Source organism: Pseudoalteromonas rubra (assembly GCF_000238295.3).
Taxonomy (GTDB): domain Bacteria; phylum Pseudomonadota; class Gammaproteobacteria; order Enterobacterales; family Alteromonadaceae; genus Pseudoalteromonas; species Pseudoalteromonas rubra.
Map to the genome: position 1 here is coordinate 64,025 of NZ_AHCD03000043.1, position 22,965 is coordinate 86,989.

Here is a 22,965-nt window from a genome sequence, read left to right on the forward strand (position 1 = left end):
GGGAGCGAGCTATGAAGTTATTACCTTACCTGGTATGGCCTTTGCTGGGCTTGATCAGTGGATGCGCCAGTAATAGTCAGGATGATCAGCGACTGGCCGAATTAGCGCAGCAACTCACGCAGTTGAATGCAGAAGTACAACAGATGAAGCAAAGTATTGCGCAGTGGCAGCAGGTGGCGCCACAGGTTAATGAGTTGCTGACCATTGAGCAGGACCTTGACTTGTTAAGCACACAGTTGCAGCTGGCACTGACCCCAGGTCAGCGACAGTCTGAGGTAATGGTCGCCCAGGTGAGCAAACCGCCGGGCATTGTCGAGCAGCGCCTGACTGTCTCGACGCCGTCTATAGACGGGTCAGAAGTCAACGCGCCAGAGCAAGTGCCTGTAGAGAAAACTACCGCTGAACAGCGGTTGGTCGTAGCAGACAAAAAGGCTGAATTTGCAGTACAACTGGCTGCTACCAGAAAGCAAAGCCAGCTAAAAACCGTTCACCAACGTCTGCTAAAAGACTATCCGCCGTTGCGGCAGCATCCGGTTAATGTTGAGCAAGTGGAGGTCCGTGGGCAACGGTATTTTCGGCTGAAACTTGGTGCGTTTGCAAATAAGGCGCAAGGGCAGGCGTTGTGCGCTGAACTCAGACCATTTCACCCACAGTGTTTGTTAAGTCACTACACAGACAATCCGATCACGCTATAGGATGTCCCTAAACTGCATTATGGATCGCTTCTTGCATTTGTCTCGTCAAATAGAGAGAGGTGATCATTATGCAACTTCCTGCCGTGATAGTCGCACTGGCCCTGTCGGTGCTGCTCAGTGGCTGCGCTGGAATAATGAAAGCGCAGGAACAAGACAAGGTGGAGCAAGCGCCCCCCTTGCCGACATTACATCAGTATATGGGGCAACTTGCTGCCGCTTTGGGGGAACATAGTCGCCCGCTTAAGCCCGGCGCAACAGTCGCGGTGACGAGTTTTTATCTTGCTGACCAGCTGGGTAACGCGCTTGCGAGCAACCAGGGGAGTGGACTAAGCACTCAGGTTCAGGAAAGCCTGATCAGCTATGTAACGCAAATGGGGCTGGAAGTGGTAGAGTTTCGGTTACAACGCACTTTAACTTTGTCGGATAGTGCCGATAACCTATTAAACCGTGATATAGCGTTGTTGCGAGAACGTCATAAATTTGACCTCGCGCTAACGGGCACCATCAGTGAAAGCCATGACCATTACACGATCAATGCGCGATTGATCACTATGCTTGATAGCCGCACTGCATCCGCTGCGACCATCTCTGTGCCCAAAGCGGTACTGTGGGGGGATGAAAAAGCCCAAATGCGAGACGGCAAGTTACATCGCGGCCAGTATTAGTGGAGACAAAGATGAAAAAATCTGTGATAGCGCTTGTGTTACCTACCCTTACTTTGTTTGGGTGTGCACAGCTGGGCATGACAAAGCACCAGGAAACCACAGCGGCACCTGGCAAGTTTAGTGCTGCGGAGCAGTTTCAGGCGCACCCCAGAGGGGTGCAACAAATGACAGTATCACAACGTATGGCGGCCAAAAACGTGACGCATTACGTACAAAAGCTGATGCAAGACATGGTCAGTAATGTGAAATACATTAATGACCAGACACCGGTAGCGGTATCGAGCTTTGTCTTTTTAGATGAAGATTTTAATCATGCTACCTTGTTGGGAAATCAGATTGCCGAAAGCTTCATACACGAGCTGCACAACTTTGGCGTGCCGGTCATCGATTTTAAAACAACGGACTTTATGCGAGTCACCAAACATGGTGATTTCATTTTCAGCCGTGATTTTTTAGAGCTGTCTGATGAGTTGCCGTTTAAATACGTGATGGCAGGCACACTGTCGCATCACCAGGGCGGGATCTTAGTCAACGCCCGGATAGTGGGCATGCAAAGCAAAATGGTGGTTGGTACAGCACAAGGGTTTTTACCTCAGGCAGTAGTGAATGCGTTGAGAGACGGTGCGATCCACGACGGGATCCGGTTACAAAGAGCGGGTGAGTGATCATGAAAACACGCATTCTGAGTGGCTTAACGCTGTCGGTCGTGATGTTGAGTGGCTGCCAGATGATGGGCAGTCAACCCGCCTCGCCAACAGTGACGACCACTGCCATGACGCCTAAAGTGGCTAAATTTCGTGAAATAGAAGTGCTGTACGAGGCTTTGGAAGAGCAGGCGCCAGAAGCTGAAAATCCGGTTGACCCGGGGTTTGTGAGCGAGCGACATCGTAAACAGGTCGCCAACTACGCATCTCAGATAGCGCTGGAGTTGTCTGACTCTTTGCTGGGTGTACACCCTCATTCGGTGGCGGTGACGAGCTTTGTGAGTTTTGATGATACGCTGCGAAGCAGCAACCAGTTGGGTAATCAGCTGTCTGAGAACCTGATCCATGCTTTTCAGAAGCTCGGCTACGCGGCGCTGGATTTTAAGTCACTGCAACAGATCCAGGTCACGCGCAGCGGTGATTTCGTTTTTTCACGGGATAGCAGAGCCTTACCGGGTAAACCCGACCCCAGTCATGTGCTCTCTGGCACGATGATCTATCGTGATCGGGGTGTTGAGGTCAATGCACGCTTGCTGGACTTTGAAAGCCGTCTCGTTGTTGCTAGCTGCATGGTGACGATACCTTATTTTGTACTGGATTCAGGCGCAACCGCGTCCAGATAGCCATTTAACGGCAAAGCGCTGATTTCGCCTTTGTCGTTACTTACCCTCTATAAAAAATCATGTAATTTTATTAAGAATCAAATGGTTGACCAATTAACCGAAAACGCTTAGTATTTTTCGCAACGCTCAGGCCTCTTAGTTAAATGGATATAACAGTCCCCTCCTAAGGGATAGTTGCAGGTTCGATTCCTGCAGGGGCCGCCAGCTTATTCTCTATTAATCAACGATTTAATAAAGCCCTCCCGCTGTTAAACGTCTCCAAAATAGTATAAAAATCTATCATTTTTAGAAAAATGGATTAAAGAATGGTATCAACAATTCCCTTAGTGGAGATGTGACCCATGGCTGATGTTTTGTTTATGGTTACCGTCTACAGCGCAAAGTCTTCCTGCTTTTGTACCATGACTTCCACCAAATCATTGATCTGAATATTATTCAGCGGACGTTTTGAGATGTTTTCGGCGATCGCATTTTGTGCATTCACCTGAGTGACACGCACCTGATTCAGTGTTTTGATACTCTGTGCAAAAAACTGGTTGGTCGCGCTTTGCATATCCCGGCGATGAGAAATCGTCAGCAACTGGCCGATCTCAATCCCATGGTTGCTGCCCAGATTGATCACCAGCTTGCCCTGCTCGCGATGTAAAATTTTGCCTCTGCTGGGCAAACAGGACAGGGCTGAGTCTAGATCCTGTGCCACGCTGTTAAAAACGCTCTGGATCTGTTTGGCATAATTGGTACGCCAGAAGGTGTCGCTATAGACGTCAACAATCTTGGTCTTTTCGTAAGGCCAGACGCCACTGACAGCATAATGCTTTTGCCACACTTTATCCCGGGTAAGGGCATCGAATGCGACAAAATCGATTTTAAAGCTGCGCACGTATTCCTCATCCTGCCAGAATGCATAATCATCATTCATTTGCTCCCCGGCAGCGACGTCTGTGATCTGGCTCATCAGCACATACTGACTATTACTTAGCGTGGTCAAAGAGTCGATCAGTTGCTCATCATATTCAAACCGCTGAGTGAAAAAGGGTCGGGCGTTGATCGCATGATCCAGATAAGGAATGGGTTTCACGGTCAGTTTGCGTTGTGCCAGGGTATGATACAGTCGTTCGCTGGTGGCCTTGGCAATGTCAAAAATTTGACCCAGGCGTGCCTGGTGGGGCTGAATGAGCTGGCTTTGCGTGATGGTCACTTGTTTCGCAACGGCGGCTTGTGTGCATTGTTCCAGCTTGGGGAAAATATCCAGGTGCAAAGTCACACTGACGATACCATCTTGTTTTTGTTCGGATACCAGATTGATCTGCTGGATCTCGCCATGACTTTTAATCTTGATCTGATCTTGTGTTAACACCCCGTCAGCCAGTGTCTGGACACTGGATACGGTCGCACCGGAGAAGATCAGCGCCTGCGTAATGGCATCCTGCACGGCTTCTTGTCGTGCTTCGGCCATGTCTTCGGTGTGGGCATTGGCATAGCCTGTGACTTCAAACCACTCTGCACTGGCCCCAAAACTGGCGGTAGCCAGTAACACACTCATAATACGCGACAATTTCATGACTTTATTACCGAACTGATTGCAAATCTCTGTTCTAACTCAGCAAGTCCCGTGCCAATGGTGTTGGCAAGGTTTGTGCATATAGATTGCATACTTGATGATATGGCCAATGGGCCACACAGAGGAGTCTCCCCTATGAATCAGTTTAGAGTGCTTTGGCATCAACGGGTAGTCAGCCTGATCAAGTCCTGTGCTGTTGCAACGGTACTGGGGCTGGCAGGATGTAGCTCTATCATAGACAAACATGTTGAATACAGTTATGTAAAACCCGATTCTTACCCAGTCCTCAAGGCCGTTGGCTATGCTCCTTTGAGTTCACAGCCAGGCAGCAGTGACAGTGAAAAAATGCTGATGGCCATTAAAGTATCCAAACTGGAAGCTTACCGTGAGTTGGCTGAACAGGTATATGGCCACAGATTAAGTGCCAGTACGACGGTACAGGGGGCTGTGGCGCAAAATGATGGATTACGCAGCCAGGTGCAGGGTCTTATCCGTGGCGCTAAGGTTATGAAGAGCTATGCGGTTGGGGATATTTACACCACTGAGCTGGAGCTGGATATGAAGCGTGTTTACGATTTGTATATTGGTGAGGTTAAGCCACGCAAGGTGGAGCGGGTAACGTATTACTGAGCACAGCTTAGTCAATAAAACCGGCAAATTATGTCCTTTGCTTTCAGTGTGCCTTCAATTTATACTGTTTAAATATACACACTACCTCAGCGTGACTGGGGTGGATGGTCAGGTCAATAGGAGGTTTGTCGGTGCTGGACCCGAGAAATGAAGCTCAAAAAGTGCTTAGTCGTTTATGGTGTGACAGCCAGTTTCCGGTTGATCCTGTCACTATCTGTAAGTCACTGGGGCTGGAAGTTGTTGAGATGGCGTTGCCGGATAAAGTGTCCGGGGCATTGATCAAAGAAGCCGGCGTCGATCCTGTTATCGTGCTGCATCAGGACGATCATTTAAATCGCAAGCGGTTTAGCTGTGCCCATGAGCTTGGTCATTATATTTCTCGCATCGAGTCTGACAACACTGATAAAGAATACGAATATATCGACCTTAGAGGACCGAGCGCGTCAACCGGCGAAGATGAAGAAGAAGTGTTTGCCAATCAGTTCGCTGCAAACTTGCTGATGCCCAATGAAGAAGTAAAAAGGTTGCATCGTAAGAAAGTTGCCCATTTTGAGATGGCCATTCATTTTGGTGTTTCTGTTGAAGCCCTTAAATATAAGCTCAATGCGCTGGAGCTGTTGTAATGACACAAAGCAGGGAAGCGCAAAAGGCAGAGCAGTCATCGTTTGCTGCGCAAATTAAGCATAACTTCAAAGAAAACAAGTTCACCAATGTAGATCCCATGCAAGTTCAGAAGGTCAAAGATGCTGAGTCAGATCGAGGCCTGAAGCAGAAATATGCCTGGTGGTTTATCGGCATTTTAGTCGTTCAGTTATTCATTATGAACTTAGTGCTCGTACTGGTGGGGATGGATAAATTGCACTTTGAGGAGTGGACACTTAATTTATATATGGCCGGGACTCTGGCCGAAGTATTTGGTGTGATCCTGGTGATCACCAAAAACCTGTTTCCCACCAAGGCTTAGCCTAATCAGCTTGATCAGGCTTTGAGGTTTTTAACCAGCTCACCCATGTTAGATACCACACTGCCATCCTGACCATAGGTCATTGAGGTGGGCGCGCCAATCAAAATGTCTTTCAGCTCGCGCACGGTAAGTTGCGCCTGATGCGCTGCCTGTGCGTTCACGTCATTCTGTTTCTTACAGTGATACAGTAACGCTTTAACCTGCTCGGTTAAGGGGACTATCTCTTCATCGCTGAATGTGCTTTGCGGGTATTTGGAGAGGTCTTTGTCCAATTTTTGAAGCTGATTTAAGGTCGTGAGCTTAGTGCGCGCGATTTCTTTCAGGTTGTCTCCGTTGCGAGAAGCAAGCGCCTCAAGTTCATCATCCAGAAGCTGGGTCAGAGCTTCCAGAAGATTAATTTGCGCTGTTAGCTGGTGGGCACACAGTGCCGTTTGGTCGTCCACTTATACTCTATCCAAATAAATCGAACTCAAAGGCGGCAATATTTTTAGCCAGCTTCTCGCTATCCACCTGATATTTGCCTTCGGCAATGGCTTTTTTCAGCTCATCGACTTTTTTGCTGTCGAAAGAAGGTGCTTGCTGCGCTTTTTCTTGCAGCCCCTTGAGTTGTTGTGCTTGTGGCGTCAGACTCACTGAGTCAGCAGCCGCTTTTATCTGTGCTTGCGGTTTAGCAGCGGTATTACTTGCTTCATTTCTTTGTAATTCAGCACGTTGTTGCTTTGCATTTGTTGCAACATTGTTCGGCTGATTTTGACCGTTAATGTTGTTTACCATGATGATGACCCGTTAGTTAAATTGCTTCAGCCTTTATATCGGCAAGCCATACGCTTACTTTAGCAAAAAAATCAGATTTTGACTGCTACTGAATCAACATCTTTCACCCGTGCAAGCACCGTTTTTCCTGACCTTGCATTTTTGACCCGGATTTGTTCTCCTAAGTTCCCATCCTGCAAGGCAATACCACTGGTTTTAATCATAAGTGTGCCATCACTGGCCAGGATTGTCACGTTATCTCCCTTGCAAATCATGCAAATCTGAAACATGCTGATCGGCTTACCCTGTTGGATACGGCGTTTGGTTTTACTGCCAACAAGCAAAGCCACATCGTCGATATTGGCTGCCCGGACAAAGTGCTTGGGTCGCATCTCGATTGTTACATCCTCTGCAGTTAACAGCACCCCTTTGTCCAACATGCGGGTACTGACAATAACAGGTAGCAGTGTTTCGATTTTTACATGAACAAACTGAACCCAGGACTCGAGGTCGTCACAGCGCACCATGACCGTGACCTGACGGTTAAATGGCGGGCTGGATTTACTGCTAATTTGCAATGGACGCAGGCATTGACGCTCAGGGATGCGTGTATCCAGTGGCAGTGCCGACACCTGTTGTTGCTCTTCTGCCTGAGTTGGCGTTGGGAGCTGATCCGAGATAAATTCTATTGCTAATTTCTCAATGTCTTTTGACTCATAGGTTTGACCATAAGCAAATGACGTGGCTAAAAAATATGCCACTATGGGAAAGAAATAAGCGGATAATGTAATTTTTAACAAACTCATGATGTTTCGACTATGCTTATGGGGTGAAACAAGGTATAAAGATTTTGCGTGATTTGCCTCACCGCTTCAAGGGCGACTTTGAATGGTAGAGTACAAGCAAACATTGTTCCGATAAGCAGTTTTATAGCAGGAGAATGACATGGCAGGTATTTTGGACTCAGTAAACCAACGAACGCAGTTGGTGGGTCAAAACCGACTTGAACTTTTACTATTTCGCCTCAGAGGGCGTCAACGCTTTGGGATCAATGTATTCAAAGTAAGAGAAGTACTACAGTGCCCACCCCTGACGGCAATGCCTAAATCCAATGCTTTCATTAGAGGCGTTGCACACATTCGGGGACAAACCATTTCCGTGATAGACATGTCGTTGGCTGTCGGCGGACCACCTATCGAGAATATCAAAGACTGCTTCATTATTATCGCTGAATACAACCGTTCGGTGCAGGGCTTTTTGGTCGGTGCAGTTGAACGAATAGTGAACATGAACTGGGAAAAAATAATGCCACCGCCTTCCGGCGCGGGTCGTTATTCCTATCTGACAGCTGTGACTGAAATCGAAAATGAACTGGTAGAGATCCTGGATGTAGAAAAGATCCTCAACGAGATCTGCCCGATCAATACCGAAGTCAGTCAGGAAATTGTCGCTGATGGGGAGATGCAACGTGACCTTGGTGAGCGTATTGTCTTTATTGCCGATGACTCTGCGGTAGCACGTAATCAGGTTAAACGTGCATTAGAGCCTTTGGGCGTTCAGACTGAGCTGGCCAAAAATGGTAAAGAAGCCCTGATCCGGTTAAAAGAAATTGCGGAGATGGACTGTCAGAATGACGTCACTGAGCGTGTTGGCTTGCTGATCTCGGACGTTGAAATGCCTGAAATGGATGGTTATACCCTCACCGCAGAGATAAAAGCGGATCCTAAGCTGGCGCCTTTGCATGTTATTTTACATACTTCATTGAGTGGCGTATTTAACCACGCAATGATCGAAAAGGTCGGTGCTGACGACTTTATTGCTAAATTTAACCCCGATGAATTGGCAACAGCCGTGAAAAAATGGGTTCATTGCGATTAATTAGTGGCGGTAATACTTTGGAAAATAAACACTTAGAACAAAGCGAGTATGATCAATTTCGCACTTTTTTAGAACAGCAGTGTGGGATTGTACTGGGCGACAATAAACTATATCTGGTTAAAAGCAGACTAGCGCCTCTGATGTCTCGTTTTAGCGTTGACTCTCTGTCAGCTCTGGTGAGTAAAACGCTCAGTCCCCATGAGCGGCAATTACGTGCCGCCGTTGTGGATGCGATGACCACCAACGAAACCTTGTGGTTCCGTGATCAATACCCTTTTGAACTGCTCAAGACTAAGATATTTCCTGAATTTAAGGACCTGCGCCGTCCGGTTAAAATTTGGTCTGCGGCGAGTTCTTCCGGGCAAGAGCCATACTCAATAGCCATGTCTGCCAATGAATATCAGACCTCCAATCCCGGTGCGCTCAAAATGGGTGTGCAGATTGTAGGTACTGACATCTCAAATACCATGCTGGATATGTGTAAGAATGCAGAATATGACGCACTTGCACTGGCGCGTGGCCTGTCACCGGAACGCAAGAAAAAGTTTTTTTCAGACAGTGGCAATGGTATGGCCAAAGTTAATGAGCCTATTCGCCGCATGGTAAACTTCAGGCATTTAAATTTGCTTGATTCCTATGCCTTACTGGGTAAGTTTGACGTGATTTTTTGTCGTAACGTACTAATCTATTTTTCGCCAGATGTTAAAGCGAAGATCATTAGCCAGTTCGCTCAGGCACTTAACCCAAATGGGTATTTGTTCCTGGGCGCCTCTGAATCTATGGCCGGTCTTAATAACGACTTTGACATGCTGCGTTGCAACCCCGGCATCATCTATCAGAAAAAATCGTAGCACTTTCGGCAGGTCGCGCAGCGCGGCCTGCTCATTTCTTTAACCTTCCCAAACCTAAACGATCCTACGACAGCCAATAGGCTACTAAAGTAAACCTTGCCAGCTGTCTTGCTGAGATTAAAGCAGATATACTTTAATGCATGACGTATTGCCTCTGTGAACTCTGAGCTATGGCTAAGCCAAACAAGAAAGGCCCGACTAAAACGGTCGATATTTTCTGTGCTAAATGTAAAGCACCGCTGTATAAATACCGAAAAGGTGGAAAAGGCGCACTGGTTAAGTGTTTTAAAGAGCGGATTGTGACGGATTACACCGAGCAAGGTGGGCAGTGCCCTGGTTGTGGCACTGAGTTTGCCCGGGACACACTGGTCCGTGGCACCCCGGCATTTAAAATGATTGGTGGCAAAGTGTGGTTTAAGTAGTTACCAGACAACCCTGCAAAATTTTTAGTACTTTATTTGTGAGCATCCACTCCAAATTGACATGCTATTGATAACTATATGGGTGAGTGTCTGGGGCCTATATTGTCACCTGTAAAAATACAAGCTGGTATGAAGGCACATTAGTCTATTAAGATAGCAGACAACAAGAATGTATTGATGCAGTAAAGTGATGGACCAGTCAGATTATAAAGAATGCTTGCCACCGGGCTGGTTATCTCCTTTTTTGGAGCCTTTTTGGGTTCGTCGTGTGTCTGGTTCTGTCTCATTTTTTCCACAAGGTGTGTTTGAACTGTTGTTTCATAGTATGCCATTGACCTACTCATCCGCTATTCATGAACCAAAAACAGTCCCCGCAGGGGTGAGTCTTGTCGGGCAACAGCTATCAGCTTATGAGATTTCGAGCGTGCAGCCACAATGGGTGCTAGGCGTGAGACTAAAACCTTTTGCGTACTTTCAGCCACATCAGTTAGCAGCCTCAGAGGTCAAAAACACCCTTGAAAGTATGCAATATATATTTGCTGCCAGTCGGGAGCTCGAATCATTACTTCTGAGCTTAAATACCTGGCCAGCGCAGTTACTGGAAGGGCAGTTTCAGAGCACCTTGACCAAGCTAATGCCCTGGCTCAAAAGGCTGTTCTATAACCATGATTTTGTTCTTCCGGAGCTGCTGAGAGCGAAAACAAATACCATTCTCGATGCGCGTGGCAATATACAAATTGCAGATATTTGCCAACAGTTTGAGATCAGCAAAGTCACCTTACGTAATCACTTTGTGTCAAAAATTGGTATGTCACCGAAAGAGTTATGTAAAGTATGGCGGATGAATAGCTTTTTACTCAACGCATCGCACTATCCGGGGGACCTCACGAGCTCCGCGCTGATATCCGGATACTTTGATCAAGCTCATTTAAACAGAGAGTTTAAGGCGGTAATTGGTCAGACTCCGAAAGCTTATTTAACGGCCCAAAGCGGCTACGACAAACATCAGTCATCTCAGGTGGTTTACAGTCGCTTTATTGGCGACTATGACCCTTTTTAAGCTCTTTACTTTTTTACAATTCTTTTTCGTCAATAAAGTTAAAAATAGGGAAAACAAACAGCACAGTGAGTTTAACCTATGAGTCTAAAACACCTATCAACAACTGCACTCGCATTATTTTTGGGGCTGGTCGCTGCACCATCACAGGCAAGTGCGATAACACAAAACGAAAAACAAGCCGCGATAGAAAAAATCACCCAGTTGATGACCGAGCATTATGTTTTTCCAGAGGTCGCAACACAAACCAATGATAAACTATATAAGGCATTTCAGTCGGGTCACTTTGCGTCTGCACAAGACCATACATCATTCTCCAAAGCCCTGACCGAGTGGTTAAGAGCAACGGCAAAAGACCGTCATTTAAGAGTGCGAGCTAACCCTGTGGGTGAAGAGGTGAGCGGAATTGAGTCTTCAATACGTGACAACTTACTCAAACCAACACGACATAAGTTTTTAAATTACGGCGTCCTCTCCGCGAGAGTTTTAGAGAACAATATTGGCTATATAGATTTACGTTCTTTTTATCGATTGGCCGACAGTAAACCTTATATTGATGCGGCAATGAAGCTGATGGCAAAAACCGACGCTGTGATCATTGATTTGCGAAGAAATGGTGGGGGCTCACCGCGAACTGTCCAGTATATATGCAGTTACTTTTTTGATGAAAAGCTGCTGCTGAACAGCCTTTACTTTCGAGAGGACGATGAAACTACCGATTTCTACGTGTTGGATGAAGTGGGTGGCAAGAAAATGCCTGATGTTCCTTTGTATGTGTTGACCAGTAGCAAGACCTACTCCGGTGCAGAAGAGTTTAGTTATAACATGCAGACCAGAAAGCGGGCGACGCTCATCGGTGAAACAACAGGAGGCGCCGCCAACCCAGGGGGGATGTTCACAATAAATGATGAGCTGCGTATGTTCATTGCAACAGGCACTGCCATCAACCCGGTCACCCAAACAAATTGGGAAACGGTAGGCGTGAAACCTGATGTGGCGATTGGTGTTGATGAGGCTCTGGATAAAGCGGTAGAAATGGCAAATAAAGTAGTTGAGACAAACTGGTTAACTGAAAAGGCCAGGCGAGAAGTTGAGATAGACAGGTTGTTTGCTTTACTGCAAAAAGTAAGACTGAGCGATAAACCCCTGTCAGACATCAGGTCTACTTATGCGGCTAAGGCATCAGAACTGGTAAAGCAATTACCTGAACCAGACCGGGTGATCGCCGAATTAGCTTACGAATATTGGGATAAAGAACCAAAGTACTCGGTGTTTCTATTTGATATAGCGGTGCAACTGAATAATCAAAATATGTACTTTTTTGCCTACTGGGCCAGAGCACTCGCTGAGCTGAATGATATGCAGCAGGCAAAAAGTGTTATCGAGCGAGGATTAAAGTTGGCGTCTGATATGCAAGACAAAGACATGTTGCAAGATACTTTAGCTGAACTGGAACAATCCACGGTCGGACTTTAGCTGTCACCTCCTTCAGCAAATAACTTCATCATTAAGCAAATTATTGCGCGGTCATTGCCGCGCAGATTGCTAGTTTAAACAAGCAGGGTCCAGCCAGTGTGCTATTTCAGGGGCGTATTTGGTTTGCCATAGTTGGGCAGCCTGTAATTCCGTATGCCCCTCGATAATAGACAGAGCCGACGCGTCAGCAATCATGTCTTGCGAAAAATTGACTTTCTTTAGCAGGTTATAAATACAAGGATAAGTCTGCTCCAGACCTGGCCAGCCTGCTTTTCTTAACCAGCCTTGTTGCGGATTACCGCAGTCATTGAGCAGATTGCGATTGATACCCCAGCTGGCTTCAGTCTCACAGGCTTTTTCATACGCAGGAAACTCGACAAACTGTCCGGGCCGGTAAAAGTCCGTCCAGTTAGGAGTCCAGTTTATGAGCACAATTGGCTGATTGCGCTCACTGGCTAGCTCCAGTTTCTGCCAAAGCTCTGCCTCATTACTGAGACGTTCTATTGTGAAGTTAAGTCCTAATGCGCGTATTAAGTCCGCGTCCTGATAATCCCAGTCAATTGTATAGAAGGTGCCTTTGGCCTCTTCAGGTTTGGCTGAAAACAAGGAAGCACAGGCATTGAGTGCTTTCCAGTCGGGCAGCCCGGGGCAAAGCGCTGCGACATAGTCGGGGTACCACCATTCCTCGCGGACCATCGCGTCGTGCATGCCTAAATCAACAATATACTGGTTATCCAGCATTCTGTTGAATGACCCAGCCATGGATTGCTGCCAGATCTCAATCTGAAAGTGAATTAACCCTTTTTGTAATGCGCCCCATTGATCGCGCGCAGGCATATCGCGGTAGCTGACAGCAAAGCCATAACGTTTGACCATGTCACCGACGGCATGTGACAGTACGCGTTGGCTTGCCCAGTTGTTCAGTGGAATAACAATTTCGGCTGATTTGTTCATTGCCAATGCGGGGCCAGGTAGTAAACAAATGATGAAACCAAATACCCAATGGATAAATGTCCTGGTTAGAGCAACCAGCGCAGGTTGCTCAGCGGGTGTTTCAGTGCGCATTATTGATAAACAACTTTTCTAACATGAAATAAGTATAGAAGTGATTAACTTAATGACCAAAGTCACGCACCCTTTGGGAGTTGTCTTCTCACATTAAGGTTCCGGACTGTTTATCACGCGCATTGCACTCAGTAGTGACCCATGACATGAATGTCATTATTCGGACCCCTAAAGCAAGCTATATTCCAGAGGGACTTGCGAACACCTGTATAAATCAGGTATACACATCTGGTGAAGGCATCTAATTAACCACCGCAATTATCAACCTAAATATCAAGGCAAGTACCAGTAACAGGATACCGAGCAGGCTGAAGTTGACTAGCCACTTCAGCGGGTAATAGAGCCTGGGATTGGTTTTTTTTAGTTTTTTTGCCCGGTTTAACGTGGGCATGAGGCGAGCAAATAGTCGGTTAAATGGCCCGGATTGATCGCCCGGTAAATTTGGTACGAGCAACAAGCGTACAAACTTTTTATAGAGCCAGTTGACCGGGCGGCCCAGTATATTCACGGGCCGATCGATATCACACATCAGTATCAGGCGATACTGTCTGGTGTCGTTTTTCACGTAGTGCAGGTAGGTTTCATCGAACATAAATGCGTGACCATTGCGCCAGAACGTCCTTTTTCCGTCGACAGAAATAAAACAATTGGGATCGTTCGGCGTGTCCAGCCCCAGGTGATAGCGTAAAGAGCAGGCAACCGGGTCAAGGTGACGGGTAAGCTGGGCATTCGGGGGCAACAGGGTAAACATGGCACCGTTTACACTGGGGATCGATTTTAAGAGTGCAACGGTATTGGGGCACAGCGCTTTAGCTGAGTGGAGTGTTTCGCCGTACCAGGTGCAATAGAACTTACTCCAGCCATATTTATAAAAAGTACGAAACCCGACATCATAATAGCTGGCGTTCTCCTGCGCAGTCGTCTGAATAAACTGGCCGCTGGCCATTAACTGTGACGCCTCGGCAGCAATGACTTGCCAGTTATCCTGTAGCAGCTTCAGTTCCGGGTAATCATCCACACTGGTAAAAGGCGCCCGCGCCCGTCGGTGAGATGTCATATAGAGAAAAACATTTAACGGCGCAAAAATAGGCCAGCCTTTACGCAGATATTCATGCACAGTGGCAAATCGCGCACAGCCCCGGAAACGGTAGACGTAAATCATGGCACAGACACTCAGGAACAGCAGAAATAAAATAGGCATCATAGGTTTTAGCCCGAACAGTTAAAGGAAGTCTCAGCGTACCCATTTAATTGTCGACGAAGTGTCAATGCCTGGTTCGACATTTCATTGACATTCTCTCTGTCACAGTGGCCAGTAACCGTATCAGAGGATGACTGAACAATGAAACACCACGCTATTTTAATATTATCTGTTTTGTACGCTTTACCTGTGTTGGCAAACTCAGAGCCCGAAATGATGTCTATGCCAATCGACATCGCCGGACCTGTCGCTATATTTGAGCCACCAGCGGGCTGGCGATATGCCGTAGGACTCGGCATTGAATCCGAACCTGAATATCACGGCTCGGGTGAGACTGCGACAGAGGCTGACCCCTATATTGAAGTTGCTTATCGAGCCCAACGTTGGGCGTTTCAATCCAACCTGATGAGCAACGCGGTATTCTATCAAATTCAGCCTGATCTTGTGTTGCGTGGCTGGCTCAACTTTGAAGAGGGAAGGGAGCAAAACGAGGCCAGTGACAAGAGCTTAGATGGACTGGGTGACATTGATGAAATGATGGAGTGGGGCGTTGGGGCTGCATGGCAAATTAATGGGCCACTGACTTTGGGCGTGTTTGCGCAAACTTATACAGGGGGAGATCCCAAAAAGGGCAGTGTGGGGTTTGTGACAGTCCACTATCGAATAGTGAATGAGTCAGATTTAAAACTCGAGCTGGGGGCTGATATCAGTTTTGCAAACAGTGACCACATGCAAACTGAGTTTGGTATTACAGCTGCGCAGGCCAGGGAGAGTGTTTATTCGTCTTATCAGCTCGGTGGAGGGGTAAAGTCTTATGGGATAAGTGCAAACGGGGTATACGCATTTAATAAAAGCTGGTTATTATCGTTTGCTGTGGATTATGAGGTGTATGCCTCAAAAGTGGCAGACAGTCCATTAGTGAGAGCGGGCAGTGACAGTGAAGTCGAGGCCAGCCTTGGTCTGATCTATCGCTTTTAATTGAGAACTGAGGTGTAATGCGGTGTTGCGAATATTAATAGCAGAAGATCACCTGGATATTGCAGAAAATATCGGGGATTACTTAACAGCCAAAGGCCACCAGGTGGACTTTGCCTATGATGGGGCAATGGCTGTGAGTCTGGCACAAACGCAAACGTTTGACGCGATTGTGATGGACATCATGATGCCCAAACTGGACGGGTTAAAAGCCACGGCTCAGATACGCCAGGGGCAGCAGCCTCAGGTGCCCATTTTAATGCTGACAGCAAAAGATCGGCTGGATGATAAGCTGAACGGATTTGATTCCGGGGTGGATGATTATATTCTTAAGCCCTTCGCCATTGCTGAATTGTATGCCAGGCTGCTTGCCCATACCCGTAAGGCACAAAATGACTACCATTCTGTTTTGGCCGTGAATGGTCTGGCGTTAGATCAGAAAAACAAAACGGCATGTTTCAATGGCCAGGCCCTGAAGTTAAACCCAACCACCTTTAAAATTTTGACTTTGCTATGTAAAAGTCACCCAAATCTGGTGGATAAAGCAGAGCTGGAGTTTCAACTCTGGGGCGACCTGCTGCCAGAGAATGATGTATTGAGAAGTCATGTTTATAATCTGAGAAAGTCGTTGGCGGGGTGTGCGGAACACTTAAAGATCCAATCAAAACATGGTCAGGGGTACCAGCTTGTTTTTATCTGATTGTCAGTCAAAGTTAGCTCGCTTTGCCCGTACTCTGAGCCTGAGTCAGCGTGTTAAGGCCACGTTTATCGCCAGCTTTAGTGTGTTTTGCATGCTGAGTTTGCTGGTGGTATTTGCCGCAACCAAAGGCACCGAAGATTATATTTTTGAAAAGCAGCTGAGCCGGGTTGTGACTCAGTTTAGTCAAAACTATGCACAGAGGCACACGTTTTTATTCCCTGAAGGGATAGTGGCCTATGCCCGGTTTGCTGATATTCCGCCATTGCTTGCTGAGTACATCGACAGCACCACACCTGGCGTGTTTGAGCTGGAACATCCCGACGAACAAGACTTTCATTATGCCGTTGCCAGAATGCCGGATAATTCTTTGTATTACTTCATTTATGATGTCAATGAGGTGGAAATTTCCGAAAACCTGGAGCGCATGATGATGCAGATTATTTTTTCCAGTTTTACGTTATTTATTTTGCTGTTTTTTGTGATTTTTCATCTTGTGTTGAAACGCTCGCTTGCGCCGATGTTTACTTTGATAGAGCAGGTTAAGAAAAGTGATGGGTCGTCGGATCCGCGATTTATCACTGAATACAAATATGAAGATGATGAAATCGGCCTGCTAAACAAAACACTGGCTGATTATGCACAACGTATTGAAGCGTTCGTTCAGCGAGAGCGCGAGTTTACCAGTTTTGCCAGTCATGAATTACGCACCCCAGTGACGGTGATCAAAGGTGCCAATGAGCTGTTAAAGCTGCACAGTGAAAGGGAGCCGGCGCTGGCAAAACCGCTGGCGCGGCTGGAACGCGCAGTCAATAGTATGGAAGACATGATCACCGTATTGCTTGAATTGGCAAGAGAGGATAAAACAGGGCAAACGGCGCAGGCTGAGTTGGCCTCAGTGGTTGAAGAAGTCTTGTTAGCGTTTCAGTGTCAGGCGGACAAAAATGGCAAAACGCTGTCCCTGATCGCATCGTCGAAAAATAGCCCGAGCATCACACGCGTGAACGGACTGATTGTGATTAGTAACCTGGTCAGGAATGCCATTCAGCACTCGACAGAGGCGGACATAGAGTTGCGTGTGACAGACAGTACTTTTAGCGTGAGCAATATATTACAACCCGGGCAATCGGCGCATGTCAGCGAGTTTTTTTCTGGCACAGAGCAAGGGTATGGACTCGGGAAAATCATTGTTGAACGTGTTTGTCGCCAACAAAACTGGCAATACACGCAACGCATAGAGGGGAGTCAGATCTGTGTCACAATCGATTTTTCCGGGTGAGTATAAAGTGAAACAGGGTATAAGCCTGTGTCTGTTTATTTATCCCATTTCTCCATGACTTTAATAAAAAGGTAAAGGACAACAAATACAAACAGCGCAATTTCCAGTGCCAGTATGCCCGTGTTGCCGCCTGAGATTGCGCGAAGAAAGTCGCCACACTCGCCACTGCACTGGCCGGCTCGCCAGGCCCAGGCTTTGTTCGATATCAGCGCAAGGATTAAGAAGAAAAACGGATATTTCATTGAATCAACGCCTGTAAAGACAATCTGCTGTTCATTGTATCAGGTAATAGCGGGCTGGCTACACATGCTTTGAACCTGACTGCGCTGATGAAAATGGCATCCAGATAGTCTCAGACTGGCAAGATATAAAGCGAGCCTTTTCACATGTCAGTAGCAGAACGGGCTAACACTCATCATTGCATCAACCTGTCTGCCAAAAATTTAATATGTTGAACCTGGACGCCGTCCTCTTCAGTGTGCACCAGAATAACTCTGGCATGTGCAGGACCCGTACTGAACTGTAATGAGAGCAGATAAACCGCAGTCGTTGTCGTGTTGCCCGTAAAAGACGTTCTGGCACTCATGTTTTCAAGCTGTATTGCGTCAATTTGCTCAAGTTTACCCAGTGTTGAGACTTTATCTATGTACATCTGCCATTGTTCTGGTGTTGCGGATGATACGGCTTGCTCAACCATAAGGCTTTGAATCAAATCAAGATCCCAGTTTGTAACGCGTGGCATTTGTTGTTCCAGAAAGGGGATAAAGGTCTCGTCCGGATCTGCTTTGTTTAGCCCTGCAATAATCGCTATCCCAATAAAGAAGACAAAAATGCTACTAATCCCAATACCCAAAATCTTTAGTACTTTCATGTGATGACTGCCTGTAAACCAAAATGATTGATTGCAAAGTCAGGGAAAATTGCAGGCCCTGCTATGCAATGTGTATAAAGCTCCTAGTTTATCACCAGGTACAATTTGAGTGTACTGTGATAAATAAAAGCTATGGGTAAGGTATCGGTAAACGCGGTGTGGGTTTTGGAGCTTGTGAGTGCGTGGTTAAAGTGGCCATGAGAGGCTGAACTTTATGCCAGTGATAGTCGTATCCACTCCAAATGCAGCATAGCGCCAGGTGTGGTAAGAATGGTGTCAGTTTCTGTGGGTAGTTGCTTTATCACTGTTATTTTTCTCGCTGAATAATATTCATTGTTCGCGTAGCATTTTTGATTTTCGCGCGACCAGTATTGTTATATCTCTTCAGTTTCTCTCAAGTGGAGATACATAAATTTCAATAATTTTACATTAAATATCAATCTTTATGTCATTTTTAACAGTCTGCTGGATGAAATATTATAACAGTTTTTTTGAATGTATGTTGCAATTGGACCGTTCCAGTTGCTACCTTTGTTAACAGTTTCACAACACAGTACTGACATGTTTATCGCAGTAAGTGACCTTGTTGTATAGGTACAAGTAGTTAAACCACTTGGTTGCCCGGCGGCTATGGGCGGTTGTTTAAGTGCATTGTCAGTTACAAAAAGAGTAACAATACAACAAGGTACAACAAGGAGAAGACATGAGTATCACACGTTTTAAACTATCAACCCTATCCACCCTAATGTTTACTGCATTGAGCTTGCCTGCGTTCGCACAAGAGCCTGTTTTTCAGGGGCATACAGAAGAAGCAAAACTACAAAGCAAATCTAAAAAGAGCGCCAGCAATCGCTATATAGTGCGCTTTAAAGAGACATTGTCAGGGGGTAAAAACAGTTTCAATAATTATATTGCACTCAACTATCTGTTTACTGCAGGTGCAGAGCCATTGTTTGCACTCAATGGTCAGCAAGCGATGGTGGCAGAACTGGATGAATACAGCCTGGAGACACTACGAAGCTTTTCGTCCGTTGACTCAATCGAAATAGACCCCAAGCGTTATGTATTACCCTTAGCTAAGTCTGCAAATCAAATCGTACCTTTTGCACAGAGTACACCGTATGGGATCACTATGGTACAGGGTCACTTGTTGCCTCAGTCCAATACCTCTGCAAGAAAAGTCTGCGTCATTGATACAGGTTACAACCTTGGCCACCCTGATTTACCCTATGGCAATGTAACCGGGGTTGCGAACAACAATGCGGTAGGCCGTTGGAACAATGATGGCAACGGCCATGGTACACACGTTGCGGGTACCATCGCGGCAGAGGATAACAATCAGGGCGTGGTCGGTGTGTATCCCGGTGTGGACCTGCACATTGTCAAAATTTTCGATGACAACGGACAGTGGACTTATGCCTCAAACCTGGTGAATGCAATTCAGCAGTGTAAAGATGGTGGTGCACAAGTTGTGAATATGAGCCTGGGTGGTGGTAATTACTCCAACAGTGAAAATACGGCGATGCAAAATTTCGTTGATGGAGGCATGATATTAGTCGCTGCTGCCGGTAATGATGGTAATAGCTCTAAATCTTATCCGGCCTCTTACAACTCGGTTATTTCTGTGGCGTCTGTTACGTCGAGTGAAAGCCGTTCGTCGTTTTCTCAGTACAATGACCAGGTTGAGCTTGCGGGTCCTGGTTCCAGTGTTAACTCGACCTACCCGACTAATACTTATCGGAGTCTGAGTGGTACATCTATGGCCTCACCCCATGTTGCTGGTGTCGCGGCGTTGGTGTGGAGCCACAACAGTCAGTGTAATAACCAGCAGATCCGGGCCGCTCTGAACGCAACTGCCAAAGACAAAGGGGCAGCGGGTCGAGACAATTACTATGGCCATGGTATCGTCCAAGCTAAAGCTGCATCAGATTACATTGCTGCCAATGGCTGTCAGGGAGGCGGCGATCCGGGTGGTGTGACGCCTGTGAATGGTTCACTGCCAAATCTTCAGGGCAGCCAGAATGGCTGGACGCACTACACTTGGGATATTCCGCAGGGAGTTAAAGAGATGGCGCTGACCATCACCGGTGGTACCGGAGACGCTGATCTGTATGTAAGATACAACGCTCAGCCTGATGCAAATAATTACACCTGCCGTCCCTGGAAGAATGGCAATGAAGAACAGTGTTTATTTACTAACCCAAGCTCGGGTGTATGGCACATTAGCCTCTATGGCTACAACAGTTACAATGGTGTGACATTGAATTATTCTTATAAATAATTGCCTGTTAGGCCAGGTTTACCCATAAAAATCCAAGGCGCTCATTGAGCGCCTTTTTACAAGCTCAGATTATCGAATCTAAAGAAATCCCGGCAAGTTGACGTTGCCCATGTTAGTGCCACTATATCGAGGCAGGTTTGGTGATGCAGGGTTTTATTCGATATGTACTTTTTATCTTTTATCTGGGGCAGAGTGGCGCCACTGTCATTGAGTTAGAGGGGATATGTCTACCGTGAGTTGCTGGTGGCAAAGCAAAACCTAAATGCGTGCTATTACTATGCTCACATTTTGAAGTGGGTGTGGGAGCAAAAGTAGGGTGATAAGAGGCCGTGTCTTTAATTTAGTCATGAACAACCACTATCCTTATTTTGGTTATAATGATCCGTTTCGGCACAATCGGCATTAGGTGCAATAATCAGTACTTTTATCGTGACTGAGGTGTGAGTGGAGTGTGATTTATATCAAGTGATTGGCTGGTTCATTAAAAAAGCGTCGCAATGAGCAGACAGTTACCGTGAAAGCGTTCAAAATTCTGTGTTAGCAGGAAGTGATCGGCCACCTGGGGAGTTGACGTTGTCCAGGGTAACCGTGTGTAGGGTGAGATAACTCAGGTAAAATCCAGGCAGAGTCACTTTTTCGCGACTGCTGGCAAAAAATTTAGTTTGTTTTCTTGACCTTAACTTAAGTTGAGGTTCTAGCCTTAAGTTAATCTCAAAGAAAAGGAAAATGATCATGATGATTCAAGATTATATTAAATCGCTTCAGTTGACTCAGCAGCATGCCAGTTTGGCACAGCTCAGGGAAATCCAGGAAAAACATCTTGAAATGTATAGCTTTTCAAGCATTAGTGCACTGGGCGCAGAGATCATATCGCTTCAGGAGGAAGATTTGCTGGATCGTCTGGTGCTCAGGAAAAAGGGAGGCTACTGCTTTGAGCAGAATAAGCTGGCTTACCTGGCACTGGAACACTTGGGCTATGAGGTTCAGCCATTGCTGGCCAAAGTACTGTTAAACGGCAAAGAAGACAATGCCAGAACACACCGAGTTACTTTGGTGAAAATTGGGGATGAAAGTTACTTATTTGATGTGGGTTTTGGCTCAAAATCACCGAAAGAGCCATTGTGTATTTCTCAGTCTGGCACCATCGAGGTCGGAAACTATCATTACAAAATAACCCGCACAGCGTCAGACGTGCGTATTGAGCTGTTACAGCCTGAGCAGGTTAGCCTGTACAGTGTGTCGCTGGTTCCCGTTACGGAGAAGGACTTTGATGTGGTACATTTTTACAGCCACCAGCATCCTGAGTCTAATTTTGTCAATAACCTTGTACTTTCCCGAGTTACGGGCGGACAGCGTTTTACATTGCGCAACTTGCTTTACAGGGAACTGCATGAAGTCAGTCAATTCAGTACAGTCATCGAAGTCACGTCAGCGCAACAGTTGCTGTCTCTGATGCGGCAAAAGTTTTTACTGAATGTGTGTACTTCTGAAGCCGAACGTCTTTTTGCCCGCGCACAGAAAAGCATGAGAATGCAAAGCGCATAACCTATTGAATGGCCATCGCAGCACAGTGTTTAGGTTTTAACTACGCTGCTGTGATGGCAGACTTTTTTGAGAGATTGGGCACGGGTAATGCGTCCACTAAGCCATTACCACAGCCAAAAAAAGAGGTAACGTTAAACGTTACCTCTTTTTTATTTGATTCCTGGTCGCGCCCTCATGGGCAACCTGATTAGTGATGCAAATTGACAAGTAGTTTCTTCAACAGATTTGCCAGCTGCTGTTTTTCGTCCTCTTCAAGTGGTGACAACAAGTAATGTCCTTTGGCCACGTGCTCGGTGACCACTTCATTGATCAGCGTCAGCCCTTGTTCTGTCAGACTGACCATGACTCCGCGGCGATCATTGGGATCCGGGTTACGTTTAACTAAATCCTTTGCTTCAAGCTTATCAATGCGGTTGGTCATGGAACCTGAGGTTAGCATTAATGTCTGTAATAACTGGTTAGGCGTCAATGTGTATGGCTCACCTGAGCGACGTAATGTCGCCAGTACATCGAATTCTCCCCCATTTAGGCCAAACCGGCTGAATACACCATGCAGCTCTTTGCTGAATATAGCATCCGTTCTGACCAGGCGGCCCATTATGGCCATAGGTGAGGGATCGATATCGGGCCTTTCTTTCTCCCATTGAGCAATTACGGTGTCTACTAAATCATGTTTCTGCATAAAAACTACTTCTCTGTTTTCTTTGATGCGTTAAAGATACTGCAAAACAAACTTGGTGGCAAGAGTTATCACATCAAATATCTTCACAAA

At 46.4% G+C, this 22,965-nt stretch carries 26 protein-coding genes and 1 tRNA gene; 18 read left to right on the forward strand and 9 right to left on the reverse strand.

Features of this window, described 5'->3' with window-relative positions; translation table 11 throughout:
* Nucleotides 1-11: 11 nt before the first annotated feature.
* From PRUB_RS19860 to PRUB_RS19880, 5 genes are all read left to right on the forward strand, one after another.
* On the forward strand, nt 12-695 hold the full coding sequence (locus PRUB_RS19860; protein WP_010386761.1) for an SPOR domain-containing protein: 684 nt from the start codon (nt 12-14) through the stop codon (nt 693-695).
* A gap of 68 nt (nt 696-763) precedes the next feature.
* Nucleotides 764-1,360: a FlgO family outer membrane protein gene (locus PRUB_RS19865; RefSeq protein ID WP_010386762.1), complete on the forward strand. Its 597-nt coding sequence runs from the start codon at nt 764-766 to the stop codon at nt 1,358-1,360.
* A gap of 11 nt (nt 1,361-1,371) precedes the next feature.
* On the forward strand, nt 1,372-2,025 hold the full coding sequence (locus PRUB_RS19870; protein ID WP_010386764.1) for a FlgO family outer membrane protein: 654 nt from the start codon (nt 1,372-1,374) through the stop codon (nt 2,023-2,025).
* Nucleotides 2,026-2,027: 2 nt separating this feature from the next.
* Nucleotides 2,028-2,687 carry a FlgO family outer membrane protein gene (locus PRUB_RS19875; protein ID WP_040645315.1) on the forward strand — a complete coding sequence of 220 codons (660 nt, stop codon included), beginning with the start codon at nt 2,028-2,030 and terminating at the stop codon, nt 2,685-2,687.
* Between the two features lie 129 nt (nt 2,688-2,816).
* Nucleotides 2,817-2,891 (forward strand) — tRNA-Arg (locus tag PRUB_RS19880).
* A gap of 166 nt (nt 2,892-3,057) precedes the next feature.
* Here the strand turns inward: PRUB_RS19880 and PRUB_RS19885 are convergent.
* Entirely contained in the window at nt 3,058-4,248 is a 1,191-nt protein-coding gene (locus tag PRUB_RS19885) for a flagellar assembly protein T N-terminal domain-containing protein (protein ID WP_010386768.1), read from the reverse strand.
* Between the two features lie 135 nt (nt 4,249-4,383).
* Here PRUB_RS19885 and PRUB_RS19890 point away from each other — a divergent pair, with 135 nt between their 5' ends.
* The 3 genes from PRUB_RS19890 (at nt 4,384) to PRUB_RS19900 (ending at nt 5,842) form a co-directional block, all read left to right on the forward strand.
* Nucleotides 4,384-4,878 carry an LPP20 family lipoprotein gene (locus tag PRUB_RS19890; RefSeq protein WP_010386770.1) on the forward strand — a complete coding sequence of 165 codons (495 nt, stop codon included), beginning with the start codon at nt 4,384-4,386 and terminating at the stop codon, nt 4,876-4,878.
* A gap of 131 nt (nt 4,879-5,009) precedes the next feature.
* Nucleotides 5,010-5,501, forward strand: a complete 492-nt coding sequence (locus PRUB_RS19895) for an ImmA/IrrE family metallo-endopeptidase (RefSeq protein WP_010386771.1) — start codon at nt 5,010-5,012, stop codon at nt 5,499-5,501.
* A complete protein-coding gene (locus PRUB_RS19900; protein ID WP_010386772.1) occupies nt 5,501-5,842 on the forward strand; it encodes a hypothetical protein in 342 nt (113 codons plus the stop codon). The genes PRUB_RS19895 and PRUB_RS19900 overlap by 1 nt, the downstream gene beginning before the upstream one ends.
* Nucleotides 5,843-5,856: 14 nt before the next feature.
* Here the strand turns inward: PRUB_RS19900 and flgN are convergent, their stop codons facing one another.
* From flgN to flgA, 3 genes are all read right to left on the reverse strand, one after another.
* Nucleotides 5,857-6,285 carry a flagellar protein FlgN gene (gene flgN, locus PRUB_RS19905; protein WP_010386773.1) on the reverse strand — a complete coding sequence of 143 codons (429 nt, stop codon included), beginning with the start codon at nt 6,283-6,285 and terminating at the stop codon, nt 5,857-5,859.
* A gap of 7 nt (nt 6,286-6,292) precedes the next feature.
* Nucleotides 6,293-6,616, reverse strand: a complete 324-nt coding sequence (gene flgM, locus PRUB_RS19910) for a flagellar biosynthesis anti-sigma factor FlgM (RefSeq protein ID WP_010386774.1) — start codon at nt 6,614-6,616, stop codon at nt 6,293-6,295.
* 71 nt (nt 6,617-6,687) lie between these two features.
* On the reverse strand, nt 6,688-7,401 hold the full coding sequence (gene flgA, locus PRUB_RS19915; protein WP_010386775.1) for a flagellar basal body P-ring formation chaperone FlgA: 714 nt from the start codon (nt 7,399-7,401) through the stop codon (nt 6,688-6,690).
* 139 nt (nt 7,402-7,540) lie between these two features.
* On the opposite strand from flgA, the gene PRUB_RS19920 reads away from it, so the two are divergent.
* From PRUB_RS19920 to PRUB_RS19940, 5 genes are all read left to right on the forward strand, one after another.
* Nucleotides 7,541-8,473, forward strand: a complete 933-nt coding sequence (locus tag PRUB_RS19920) for a chemotaxis protein CheV (RefSeq protein ID WP_010386777.1) — start codon at nt 7,541-7,543, stop codon at nt 8,471-8,473.
* 17 nt (nt 8,474-8,490) lie between these two features.
* A complete protein-coding gene (locus tag PRUB_RS19925; protein ID WP_010386778.1) occupies nt 8,491-9,324 on the forward strand; it encodes a CheR family methyltransferase in 834 nt (277 codons plus the stop codon).
* A gap of 170 nt (nt 9,325-9,494) precedes the next feature.
* Nucleotides 9,495-9,746 carry a hypothetical protein gene (locus PRUB_RS19930; RefSeq protein ID WP_010386779.1) on the forward strand — a complete coding sequence of 84 codons (252 nt, stop codon included), beginning with the start codon at nt 9,495-9,497 and terminating at the stop codon, nt 9,744-9,746.
* Between the two features lie 190 nt (nt 9,747-9,936).
* Nucleotides 9,937-10,806, forward strand: coding sequence for a helix-turn-helix domain-containing protein (locus PRUB_RS19935; protein WP_010386780.1), 870 nt, complete (start codon nt 9,937-9,939; stop codon nt 10,804-10,806).
* A gap of 78 nt (nt 10,807-10,884) precedes the next feature.
* Complete coding sequence (locus PRUB_RS19940) at nt 10,885-12,279, forward strand: S41 family peptidase (RefSeq protein WP_010386781.1); 1,395 nt, start codon at nt 10,885-10,887, stop codon at nt 12,277-12,279.
* 69 nt (nt 12,280-12,348) lie between these two features.
* Here PRUB_RS19940 and PRUB_RS19945 read toward each other — a convergent pair whose 3' ends face one another.
* Both PRUB_RS19945 and PRUB_RS19950 read right to left on the reverse strand, forming a co-directional pair.
* Nucleotides 12,349-13,344, reverse strand: a complete 996-nt coding sequence (locus tag PRUB_RS19945; protein ID WP_010386782.1) for an ABC transporter substrate-binding protein — start codon at nt 13,342-13,344, stop codon at nt 12,349-12,351.
* A 241-nt stretch (nt 13,345-13,585) separates the two neighbouring features.
* A complete protein-coding gene (locus PRUB_RS19950; RefSeq protein WP_010386784.1) occupies nt 13,586-14,548 on the reverse strand; it encodes an aspartyl/asparaginyl beta-hydroxylase domain-containing protein in 963 nt (320 codons plus the stop codon).
* A gap of 138 nt (nt 14,549-14,686) precedes the next feature.
* Here PRUB_RS19950 and PRUB_RS19955 point away from each other — a divergent pair, with 138 nt between their 5' ends.
* Genes PRUB_RS19955 through PRUB_RS19965 form a run of 3 tightly spaced genes read left to right on the forward strand, consistent with a single transcriptional unit; the run spans nt 14,687 to nt 17,496 of the window.
* Nucleotides 14,687-15,523: a MipA/OmpV family protein gene (locus PRUB_RS19955; protein WP_010386785.1), complete on the forward strand. Its 837-nt coding sequence runs from the start codon at nt 14,687-14,689 to the stop codon at nt 15,521-15,523.
* Nucleotides 15,524-15,545: 22 nt separating this feature from the next.
* A complete protein-coding gene (locus PRUB_RS19960) occupies nt 15,546-16,220 on the forward strand; it encodes a response regulator transcription factor (protein ID WP_010386786.1) in 675 nt (224 codons plus the stop codon).
* The gene (locus tag PRUB_RS19965; RefSeq protein WP_021032887.1) at nt 16,207-17,496 is read left to right on the forward strand and encodes a sensor histidine kinase; all 1,290 of its coding nucleotides are present in this window, start codon (nt 16,207-16,209) and stop codon (nt 17,494-17,496) included. Before PRUB_RS19960 ends, PRUB_RS19965 begins: the two co-directional genes overlap by 14 nt.
* A gap of 35 nt (nt 17,497-17,531) precedes the next feature.
* Here the strand turns inward: PRUB_RS19965 and PRUB_RS19970 are convergent, their stop codons facing one another.
* Together PRUB_RS19970 and PRUB_RS19975 are read right to left on the reverse strand one after the other, a co-directional pair.
* The gene (locus tag PRUB_RS19970; RefSeq protein ID WP_010386788.1) at nt 17,532-17,738 is read right to left on the reverse strand and encodes a hypothetical protein; all 207 of its coding nucleotides are present in this window, start codon (nt 17,736-17,738) and stop codon (nt 17,532-17,534) included.
* Between the two features lie 173 nt (nt 17,739-17,911).
* On the reverse strand, nt 17,912-18,367 hold the full coding sequence (locus PRUB_RS19975; protein WP_010386789.1) for a hypothetical protein: 456 nt from the start codon (nt 18,365-18,367) through the stop codon (nt 17,912-17,914).
* 703 nt (nt 18,368-19,070) lie between these two features.
* On the opposite strand from PRUB_RS19975, the gene PRUB_RS19980 reads away from it, so the two are divergent.
* Together PRUB_RS19980 and PRUB_RS19985 are read left to right on the forward strand one after the other, a co-directional pair.
* Nucleotides 19,071-20,648: a S8 family serine peptidase gene (locus tag PRUB_RS19980; protein ID WP_010386790.1), complete on the forward strand. Its 1,578-nt coding sequence runs from the start codon at nt 19,071-19,073 to the stop codon at nt 20,646-20,648.
* Nucleotides 20,649-21,380: 732 nt separating this feature from the next.
* Nucleotides 21,381-22,193, forward strand: a complete 813-nt coding sequence (locus PRUB_RS19985; protein WP_010386791.1) for an arylamine N-acetyltransferase family protein — start codon at nt 21,381-21,383, stop codon at nt 22,191-22,193.
* Nucleotides 22,194-22,380: 187 nt separating this feature from the next.
* On the opposite strand, the gene PRUB_RS19990 is transcribed toward PRUB_RS19985, so the two are convergent.
* On the reverse strand, nt 22,381-22,875 hold the full coding sequence (locus tag PRUB_RS19990; protein WP_010386795.1) for a MarR family winged helix-turn-helix transcriptional regulator: 495 nt from the start codon (nt 22,873-22,875) through the stop codon (nt 22,381-22,383).
* Nucleotides 22,876-22,965 lie beyond the last annotated feature (90 nt).